Consider the following 9,697-nt stretch of genomic DNA (forward strand, 5'->3'; position numbering starts at 1 on the left):
ATGAGTGCAGATGTTCACGAACCCGCCCACCATGATGACGACATTCCAGGCGAGCTAGTGAATCAGCTCGACGCTGCCATCGAGCGGCTGGCCGCCGCGAATGCCGTTGCAGAAGTCTCCCCCGTCTTCGAGGTCATCGATGCGGCGAGGCCCCTGCTGTTCGATGCCAGAGGCCTCGACGCCCTCTGTGCGCGTGTCCCGGCGATCGAGGCCGCCGGTTTCTTCCGCGGCAGCGACTGGGACTATCCCCAGACGCTGGTGCCCTCCCTCGCCATGCGGACCGTACGCCACGGCGACCCGATCGCCACCCTGGTCGAGAGCCTGAGCCAGATTCGCCTGCTGGCCGTTGCCAAGGGCGACTATTCCCACCCGTCGGTCTCGGCGGAGCACGCCAATCACTTCCTCGCCCAGGTGATGGCCATGAACCTCGACATAGTGGTCAGCGACCTGCAGGAGAGCGATCGGCTGCGGCCTGATCGGCTCGGCTACGCCGTTCAGAGCCTGTATCGCTACCTGCTCGACCACCTGGGCTACCAGAATCTCCTGGAGCAGCTGGTAGCCGAGGTATGGCGAATCCAGGCGCAGCGCCCGGTCCAGGTCGATGGCGTCAAGCAGATGGTGACCCAGATCGCCGCCTGCCTGAACAGGCCGGACACCCAGACGGGTGAGGCCGGAGAGGATGCCCGCAAGCTGGTCGATGCCGTCTTCGGACCCACCGAAGGCTGCCGCGAGGATCCCGGCCTTGACGTCTACGCCGAGCGACTGGCCAGCATGGACGACGCGACCCTGCTGCAGGAGGCCATTGCCTTTGCCCAGGCCATGCACGGCACCGGTCTGGTCTCGCCCTATATGCCGGGGTTCATCCGTTACCTGCGCCAGCGATGGAACGCGCTGATTCCCACGGCACTGGGCCTGAGCCAGACGGGGGAAGACGCCTTTCATTGTTACCCGGCGCTGATTCACACCCTGATCGATGAGGCCCTGTTTCCCGACACCAGCCAGGCCGCCTATGGTCTGGCCATGCTGCTCGAGCGGGGCATCCTGTACTCGCCTCCGGTGGCGCCCTCGCTGTGGCGGCAGTTAAGACTGTCGCTGTGCGATGCCGCGGCAAAGAAGATCGTCGCCGTCTTCGGAACCCGGCGCTCGCCGGAATGCTTCCTGCTCGCCGACGTCCTCAACGTGCTCGGCTCTCCGCTGGGCGTGGGCCAGGGCAACTACCCCACCTGCCAGTCGACGCGCGCCCTGTCCATGTGGGCCTACAATACCCCGGCAGAGCTGCTGCGCGTCGTCGCCTGGGCGGCCCGCGACGATGAAGTGATCATGCGTTTCGAAGGCAACAGCCTCTCCTCCCGGGAGCTGGGCGACGGCCTGGCCACTACCCCCCCGGTGGAGGTCGACGCGGTCTCGCTATTGACCGTGCCGCACCTCGACCGCGTCTACTTCGAAATGGGACGACGCAGCATCGGACGCGGAGAGGACCCGCACAAATGGGTCAACGCCGAGTTCCATGGCGACCATGTGGGCCATGGCTTTCGCATCGCGGTCGATGTGTTTACCGGCGGATTGAAGGACTTCGAGGGGTTCATCCGCGACTTCTATGCGGCCTATCACCCCTTCTACAACGACAATATCCCGGTCATCAATCCGCAACCGGCGGGGATTGCCGTGACCGATAGCGCCACGCGCTTTCTCGGCTGGCACGCCATCACGATCCAGCGTCTCGCTCTCGATCCCGGCCAAGTGATGCGGGTCTACTTCTTCAATCCCAACAACGACAGCGGGCAGGATTGGGGGCAGGAGATCGTCACCTCGACCCAGGGCAATGGAGAGCTCTTTGGTGAGGCATCGCTGCCGGTCGCCCAGTTCGCCTCCAGGCTGTATGTCTTTCACTACGACCCGCTCGAGAAGGGCGACCCGGCTGAAGTTCCAGCCGGTGAAGTGGATCAGGCCATGGGTCTGGCCCAGGATAGCTGGGCGTCGGGTCGCTAACCGCAGATGCTCGGCAGTCAAGCTGGACAATAGCGCTCGAGATCAAGCGTCAATTACCTGCCCCAGGCAGAAGGAGAACAATAGATGTCGACCGTAACAGAAACCCCGGACGCCAAAGACGTCTCGAGCTGGATCGATCCGTCGCTGGATTCGGTCAAGGGAACCGAAACGCCCAAGGACCCCAACAAGGGCTACATCGCCCTGCTGGGCTGGAGCGTCAATGCCATCAAGGCCGCACAGAAGTTTGATCGCCGCTACGTGGTGGTCGCGCCCGACTGGGCCGCCGATTTCTGCGAAGCCAACAAGATCCCCTACATACAGTGGGACTTCCTGCGCCTGAACGATCGCTCCGTGGAGATCGCACAGCGGCTCAAGGAGGAAGGCGTTGATGTGGCCATCCCGCTGTTCGAGGAAACCGTCGAATGGTCCGGCGCGATCAACTCCGTCCTGATGGACAACCCCCGCATGTTCGGGCAGTCCATCCTGTTCAGGGACAAGGCGCTGATGAAACGCCGTGCCCAGCTCGGCGGCATTCGCGTGGGGATCTTCGAGGAAGCCCACGAGAAGGAGGACATCATCCGCTTCATGAAACGCGTCAACCAGACGCTGCTCAAGCTCGACGGTGACCCCGATGACCCGATCCACGTCAAGGCCTTCGACAAGGCCGGCTGTCTCGGGCACCGCATGATCCGCAAGATCGAAGAGATCGACAGCATACCCGCCGAAGAGTATCCCCTGCTGATGGAAAGCCACCTCGATGGCTGGGAATTTGCCGTCGAGGCCTGGATCCATGATGGCGAGATCAAGTTCCTCAATATCTCCGAGTACGTGACACTGGGCTACTCGGTGTTCGTGCCCGCCACACGGGAGCTCGAGAGCTGGCGTAACGCCATCACCAAGCAGATCGAGAAGCTGATCAAGACGTTCGACATCCAGTTCGGCCTGATCCACCCCGAGTACTTCGTGGCGTCGGATGGCGAGATGTACTTCGGCGAGATCGCCTATCGTCCCCCCGGGTTCAAGGCCTTCGAACTCATCGAACGTGCCTACGGGTTCAGCGCCTATCAGGCATCGATGCTGGTCTTCGACCCCAAGAGCACCAGGGAGGAGGTCGAAGCCTTCTTCCCCCGCGAGGTGGTCGACGCGAAAGGCTATGCGGGCTGCTTTGGCGTCTACCCGAGGCGTCGCGTCGTCAGCAAGCTGGAGATGCCCAAGGAAACCATCGAACACCCCTACTTCGAGTATCACGAACTGGTAGCGCCGACCGAAGAGACGGTACCGGACCGCGCGGCATTCGGCACGCACTGGGGGCTGATCTTCTTCTTCGGTGACGACCCGATCGTGATGCGGGATCTGCTCAAGGCTCAGGAGGACCTGGACTTCTACGTCTAGGGGCACGTTCCACACCGACTCGCACCCAGGCTGACATGACCGGGAGCAGGGCATAGGCCCTGCCCCTTTTCATGGGACACATGGCGTTGGCGACGCCGGCCGCTTTCGCGGATAGACTGACAGCCAGGGAACACAAGAACGGAGCCCACGGATGAGAAAGATACTGATCGCACTGGCTGCCTGTGCCGCCCTGGGTGCTCACGCCGACACCCCAGCGGAACCCCACGACGGCGAGCACGATGCCGTCACCGTTCCGGAAAACGACAGCGACCTGCCTCTCTGGGCCAATGAGCAGATCGACCCCCTATACGACAGCGTATCGCACTGGGTCGAGACCACCTCGCGGCGCCTCGACGGCTTCTTCGGCACCACCGATGCCCTCACCATCGAGAACGACTCCTACCTGCGCATCAGCCAGGGCTGGCGCTGGAAGGAGGGCGATTCCCTCCAGCAGGACATCGGCGCCCGCTTCCGCCTCGACCTGCCCACCACCGAGGAGCGCCTGCGCCTGATCATCGAGAGCGAGCCCGAGGAGACCCAGGGCACCCTGGCCGAGCAGGACAACCAGTTGGTGGAAGACCGCATCAGCGGCGTGGAGAGCCTGCGCATCGGCCTCAACCGCCTGGGCCAGCGTGACAAGAGCGAGCGCTGGAACACCCAGGTGGGCGCCGGCGTTCGGGTGCGGCTGCCGCTGGACCCCTACGCCCGAGTGATCTCCCAGCGCCTCTGGACCCTCAACGACGGGCCCTGGCAACTGGAGAGCGACAACCGCCTCTCCTGGTTCAACAAGGACGGCTACTCCGCTCGCACCCGCTGGGATATCGGTCGCCCCGTGGACGAGAACCGCCACCTGCGCTTCATCAGCAACGTGCAGTGGCGGGAAGAAGTCGACTACCTGGAGTTCAGCCAGGCGGTGGAGCTCAATCGGCGCATCGATCGTCGCCGAGCCATCCGCTACAGCGCCGTGGCGCTGGGAGAGAGCGGCTCCAGCCCGACCATCGAGGACACCTACCTGCAGACCCGTTACCGGCGCAACCTGCATCGCGGCATCCTCTTCCTGGACGTGGCGCCCACCCTGCACTTCCCCCGCGAGTCGGACCGAGAACCGCGCTGGGCGCTGGACCTGCGCCTGGAGATGTACTTCCGACGCGAGATCGACCGCGTGCGCCTGTGAGTCCATCATGAGCCACCCGAATCGAGGAGCCCCATGACGCTCAGCAAGACAAAATCCAGCTTCTACCGTCGCCTCTACGTGGCCTATCTGGTATCCCAGGGCATCGCCAGCATCCCGGCGGTGATGGCCGCCACCGGAATGCCGCGGCGCACCGCCCAGGACACCCTCTCCGCCCTGGGCGAGCTGGATATCGTCTGCGAGTTCGAGCACGAGGAAGGGGCACGCCACAACATCGGCGCCTATGTGCTGCGCGACTGGGGGCCCATCGACCCCGACTGGGTCGCCGCCCGTGCCGAGGCGCTGCGCCAGGCACTGGGCTACCCACCGCTGGAGGCAACGTTGACCCGCTGAGGGAAACCCATCACAATTGATACTCATTATCACTTGATATCACATCACGGCCTATCATGAGCACATCGCGCATGAGCACAGAGCGCCCCAAGGCGTACTACACCGCCGTCTTCCTGCGGGGCTCCTTCCGCGCCATCAAGGAGTCCATGGCCGGCAAGGCCGGCGACGGCCTGCCCTGCTGGCTCGACACCCGGATGCTCGGCATGCTCTGCCGCGAACTCACGGCCTGCAGCGAGGAGGCGACGCTGCCCGCCGATGCCCATGAGGCCCTCGAGAGCGCCCGAGAGGCCTGTGAACAGCTCCTTTCCCGCTGCCCCGGCGGCCTCGACAGCACCCTCTGCCACCGTCACCTGGACGCCATCCTCGAGGCCCTCAAGCGGGCCATCGACGCCCTGGACCGCACGCCGTCATCCCCTGATGCCTCGCGCTGGCAGAGCGCCACCCGCTACCTGCTGCACGGCTGGAAACGTCACTCCTGAGAGGCACCCGCCAGGACCCGATAGCCCAGCGCCTCGAGGCGGCGCTGCTGCGAGGTCGTCAGCCCCACGCCTGACCCGTCGGTATCCTCCGGTAGACCCGCCAGCACCGCCACCTCGGCCTCTTCATCGGCATGCAGCAGGCGCTCGTCGCAGCGCCGGCAGTGCCAGGCGTCGCCGCCACTGACAACCGGCGAGATCTGGAGCTCGTCGGCTCCCTGACCGAGCTGGATGGCCGAGAGCGGCCAGAAGGTCACGGGCTCGCCCTCGGCATCCCGGCCGACGCCCAGGGGGGCACCACATATCAGCAGCGATACCACGCCGCAGCCGCAGGCGAGTTGCCCGTAGGGTCCATTGCTCATGGCGTGCTCCTGATGAGAAGGGGTCGGTCCCAGTGTGGCATCCGGGGGCGCCCCGTGGGGGGTTGTCGGCCGAAAAAGACATCGCCCCGACCTGGCGGCCGGGGCGATGTGGGCCTTGCCCAGGTTTACAGCATGCGCTTCAGCTCCCCGTAGTCACCGCTGACGCGCAGCACCACGGTCACATCGCTTCCGTTGCGGTTGCGGAAGAACCAGCCGTGGTTGCCGGTAAAGGCCGCTTCCAGCTCGCCCTCGTCCTCGGGCAAGCCGCGGCCCTTCTGGTAGCTGATCGAGTTGCCGTTGCCGTCGCCGTGGGTGTCGAAGTTGATCGGTCCCCCCTCGGAGATCCAGGCGAAGGTCGCGACGGCCCCCTCCTCCATGGTCAGCTTGTACTCGGTGCCTTCGCCCGGGGTCAGGGTGAAGCTCACCTCGTCACGCCAGCTGGCTGACCCGTTCGCCTTCGGTACCTGCTCCTGAGTGGAGGTGGCGTCCGCCACCGCCTGGTCGGCCTCGGGTTGCACCATTTCCTGGGCAGGCTCGGCCTCGCCGTTTGAGGCGATAGCCGGCGGCTCCGCCAAGGCAGGCGACGCCTCGTTCGCGGCGGCCTGTGTCGCCACCCGATCGAGCTCGGCTTCCTCGGCCAGCTGCTGCTTGATTTGTCCCATCTCGGTCAGGCCCAGCAGGCGCCCCGCGCCGGTGGGGTCGATGGCGTACTCCGCCGGCAGCACCACGGTCACCAGCAGGGCGGCGGCCACCACGGCGGCCACCAGGGTGGAACGAACCAGCTTGCCGGTCGAGGGCAGCTCGGCCCGGGTGGGTAGGTCGGTGTTGTACATCGGTAACTCCCTGAATCAGGCGACGAAATAGCCGGTGAGCTGGTAACCGACCAGCATGAAACCGGCGCACATCATGGCGACGTTGGCGGTGTAGGCATGGCGCAGGAAACCGGCGGTGCGCCGCCAGAAGCCCATGACGATGAGGATGGCGCTCAGGGCCAGCAGCTGGCCGACCTCCACCCCGACGTTGAACGCCAGCAGGTTGGGCACCAGGCCGTCAGGCGAGATCTCGTACTCGATAATCTTGCTCGACAGGCCGAAGCCGTGGAACAGCCCGAAGATCAGCGTCGCCGCCTTGGTGTTGGGCTGAACGCCGAACCAGCGCTGGTAGGCGCCGATGTTGTCCAGCGCCTTGTAGACGACGGAGAGCCCGATGATGGCATCGATGAGGTAGCTGTTGATGCCGATGTTGTAGTAGACCCCCAGCAGCATGGTCGTGGAGTGACCGATGGCGAAGAGGCTGACGTAGATGGCGATGTGCTGCATCCGGTAGAGAAAGAAGATTACCCCCAACAGAAACAGGATGTGGTCGTACCCGGTCACCATGTGCTTGGCGCCGAGGTAGACGAACGAGAGCAGGTGAACGCCGTAAATTTCCTGGATATAGCCCTTGTCGCCCTCGGCAACGGCGTGGGCTAGGGCATCACCGCTGGCGCCCAGGAGCAGCACCAGCAGCGTGAGCAGCGTCAGGGCATGGCGTCGGGCCTTGTCAGGCAAGCCGAGCGCATCCCCCATTCGGGATGGGAACATGAAACCTCCACGGGTCTGTCTTGGGTATCGGCCGTCCGGCGGACGGCCCCGGTCATCCAGCGATGGCCGGCCGTGGGGGGCGTTCCAGGCGATAGACGCGGCGCAGCGGGACGCCGTGGCCAGCGATCGTCTGCGGGGCGTCACGGAACCCCGACGCCAGGCTGACGCCAGTGCCGAGGCGATCCGCCGTCTCGTGGAAATGGCTGCCGCTGTCGTGGTGAAGGTGGCGACCATCCCCGTGGTCATGCTCATGGAGATGGGAGTGCCCATGGCTGTCCCTTTCCGCCTCCTGCTGCGCCGCCTCGATCGGTGATGCGATCAGCGGCCCATGGGCACGCGCCTCGCCGGCACTGGTCAGGACCAGGCCGGGCACGAACAGCAGCAGCAGGATCAGGTAGCCAAGGCGATGGCGCAGCCGGTGGAGCATGAAAAGACAACCAGGATGAGAGCGGAAACTGGGAACGCAGGTGCCAGGCCGAGACAGGCGGCATTGGCACGCTGCCGGCAGGAGCTTACCATCCTCCCCATGGGGATAGAAACAACGACAGGGAGCTAAAGATGCCACCACATGCCCACGAGAGCCACCCCGCCATCATCAAGCGGCTCAACCGCGCCCGGGGCCACCTGCAGAGCGTCACCCGGATGATCGAGGAGGGTCGCCCCTGCCTCGATGTCGCCCAGCAGCTGCATGCCGTGGAGAAGGCCATCCAGCAGGCCAAGCGGACCCTGGTGCAGGATCACATCGACCACTGCCTGGATGAGGCCATCGGCGACAGCACAGAGGGCCAGCAGGCCCATATCGACGAGTTCAAGGCCATCGTCCGCTACCTGTAGCGGCGTGGCTGGCCCCACCTGGCCTCCCACCGTCAACGGCAGGGCACGCCTCGCTTGCTCAGGCCAACGCCTCGGCCGTTTCTGCCGGCCACAGTCGAGCGGCCAGCAAGGTGGCGGCCAGGGCCAGGGTGGCCAGGACCGCGAAGGCGGACATCATGCCCAGGGCGCTTCCCAGCCAGCCGGCCAGCGGATAGGCCACCAGCCAGCAGGCGTGGGAGAGCGAGAACTGGGCGGCGAACAGCGCCGGGCGCTCCTCGGCCCGGCAGGACTGCTTGAGCAGCCGGCCGGTGGGCGTCATCACCATCGAGGCCCCGGCGCCCAGCACGAACCACAGCAGCAGCAACAGCGCAAAGCCCGGCGCCGTCAGCCCCGCCACCAGGCTGGCACTCATCAGCAGGCCGCCCGCCAGCATCACCGGCCGCTGGTCCAGGCGTTCCAGCAGCCGGGGCAGGCTGAGTGCGACGACCATCGACCCGCCTCCCGCCGCCGCGAAGGCGATGGCCACGTGGGTCTGCCCCATGCCCAGCGCATGACGCACATAGACCACGGTATTGACGATCTGCATGGCACCGGCCGCGGCCACCGCCATGTTGAGGGCCAGCAGACCGCGCAGCCGCGGAGTGTGCAGGTAACGCCTCATGCCCTGGGTCAGCCTATCCCAGACCCCGCCGCCGGCAGGCTGAGGGTGCGGCGAGGGCAGCGACACGCTGACCACCAGCAACGCCGAGAGCAGAAAGGCCGCCGCATTCAGCACGAACAGCAGGTTGAAGGAGAGCACCACCAGCAGCAGCGCGGCGAGCAGCGGGCTCAGCAGGTTCTCGAGGTCATAGGCCAGGCGTGACAGGGAAAGCGCCTGGGTGTACCGGCGCTCGTCCTCGAAGATATCGGGAATCGTGGCCTGGAAGACCGGCGTGAAGCCCGCCGAGCAGGCGTTGAGCAGGAAGATCAGCAGGTAGATCTGCCACACCGCGGTCACGAACGGCAGGCTCACCACCACCGCGGCGCGCAGCAGGTCGAGGGTGACCAGCAGGGCGCGCCGTGGCAGCCGAGTGGCATAGGCCCCCACCACCGGGGCGATGCCCACATAGGCGATCATCTTGATGGCCAGCGCCGTGCCCAACACCTCGCCGGCGCGCTCCCCGGCCATCTCGCTGGCCAGCAACGCCAGACCGACCGTGGTCAGGCCGGTACCGATCAGGGCGATGACCTGAGCGGAGAACAGGTGGCGATAGCGACGATCCCGAAACAGCTCCATACGAACCCTCTTGCGAGAGGTGGCCCAAGGCCACCAGGCATGTTGACTCACATCCCCCCCAGGGGGATATGAGTAGACTAGCCTCTGAGTGCCGCTAGAACAATGGATGCTGGGCAAGTCGGGGCGATGTCGCGCATCATGGCGCATCTGGTATCCGGATCGGCCGGATGGCCAGCAGCCACCGCCCGGCGACTGCAACGAGCTCCGTTACCCGGTGCCGCCCGGCGCCCAGCTCATTCGCGGCTGACCTGCCCTTGTGGAGTCTCCTTTCCTTTACCTAG

Annotated in this window: 11 protein-coding genes; 6 read left to right on the forward strand and 5 right to left on the reverse strand. The window is 65.5% G+C overall.

Annotated elements, in window-relative coordinates; translation table 11 throughout:
• From IBX53_RS12390 to IBX53_RS12410, 5 genes are all read left to right on the forward strand, one after another.
• Window positions 1-1,989: hypothetical protein (locus tag IBX53_RS12390; protein ID WP_290909665.1), on the forward strand; the 1,989-nt coding region annotated here is incomplete at its 5' end.
• A gap of 84 nt (window positions 1,990-2,073) precedes the next feature.
• Window positions 2,074-3,381 carry a carboxylate--amine ligase gene (locus IBX53_RS12395; RefSeq protein ID WP_290909667.1) on the forward strand — a complete coding sequence of 436 codons (1,308 nt, stop codon included), beginning with the start codon at window positions 2,074-2,076 and terminating at the stop codon, window positions 3,379-3,381.
• Window positions 3,382-3,532: 151 nt separating this feature from the next.
• Complete coding sequence (locus IBX53_RS12400) at window positions 3,533-4,555, forward strand: hypothetical protein (protein ID WP_290909669.1); 1,023 nt, start codon at window positions 3,533-3,535, stop codon at window positions 4,553-4,555.
• A 33-nt stretch (window positions 4,556-4,588) separates the two neighbouring features.
• Window positions 4,589-4,906 carry a winged helix-turn-helix domain-containing protein gene (locus tag IBX53_RS12405; RefSeq protein WP_290909671.1) on the forward strand — a complete coding sequence of 106 codons (318 nt, stop codon included), beginning with the start codon at window positions 4,589-4,591 and terminating at the stop codon, window positions 4,904-4,906.
• A gap of 71 nt (window positions 4,907-4,977) precedes the next feature.
• Window positions 4,978-5,385, forward strand: coding sequence for a hypothetical protein (locus IBX53_RS12410; protein WP_290909673.1), 408 nt, complete (start codon window positions 4,978-4,980; stop codon window positions 5,383-5,385).
• Here IBX53_RS12410 and IBX53_RS12415 read toward each other — a convergent pair.
• From IBX53_RS12415 to IBX53_RS12430, 4 genes are all read right to left on the reverse strand, one after another.
• Window positions 5,376-5,744 carry a hypothetical protein gene (locus IBX53_RS12415; protein WP_290909675.1) on the reverse strand — a complete coding sequence of 123 codons (369 nt, stop codon included), beginning with the start codon at window positions 5,742-5,744 and terminating at the stop codon, window positions 5,376-5,378. The genes IBX53_RS12410 and IBX53_RS12415 overlap by 10 nt on opposite strands.
• A 125-nt stretch (window positions 5,745-5,869) precedes the next feature.
• A complete protein-coding gene (locus IBX53_RS12420; protein ID WP_290909677.1) occupies window positions 5,870-6,577 on the reverse strand; it encodes a hypothetical protein in 708 nt (235 codons plus the stop codon).
• A gap of 15 nt (window positions 6,578-6,592) precedes the next feature.
• Complete coding sequence (locus IBX53_RS12425) at window positions 6,593-7,327, reverse strand: HupE/UreJ family protein (protein ID WP_290909679.1); 735 nt, start codon at window positions 7,325-7,327, stop codon at window positions 6,593-6,595.
• Window positions 7,328-7,379: 52 nt separating this feature from the next.
• Window positions 7,380-7,754, reverse strand: coding sequence for a hypothetical protein (locus tag IBX53_RS12430; RefSeq protein ID WP_290909681.1), 375 nt, complete (start codon window positions 7,752-7,754; stop codon window positions 7,380-7,382).
• Between the two features lie 131 nt (window positions 7,755-7,885).
• On the opposite strand from IBX53_RS12430, the gene IBX53_RS12435 reads away from it, so the two are divergent.
• The gene (locus IBX53_RS12435; RefSeq protein ID WP_290909683.1) at window positions 7,886-8,161 is read left to right on the forward strand and encodes a metal-sensing transcriptional repressor; all 276 of its coding nucleotides are present in this window, start codon (window positions 7,886-7,888) and stop codon (window positions 8,159-8,161) included.
• A gap of 58 nt (window positions 8,162-8,219) precedes the next feature.
• On the opposite strand, the gene IBX53_RS12440 is transcribed toward IBX53_RS12435, so the two are convergent.
• Complete coding sequence (locus tag IBX53_RS12440; RefSeq protein WP_290909685.1) at window positions 8,220-9,416, reverse strand: MFS transporter; 1,197 nt, start codon at window positions 9,414-9,416, stop codon at window positions 8,220-8,222.
• Window positions 9,417-9,697: the final 281 nt, after the last annotated feature.

Origin of the sequence: Halomonas sp. (assembly GCF_014859505.1) — a bacterium.
GTDB lineage: Bacteria > Pseudomonadota > Gammaproteobacteria > Pseudomonadales > Halomonadaceae > Halomonas.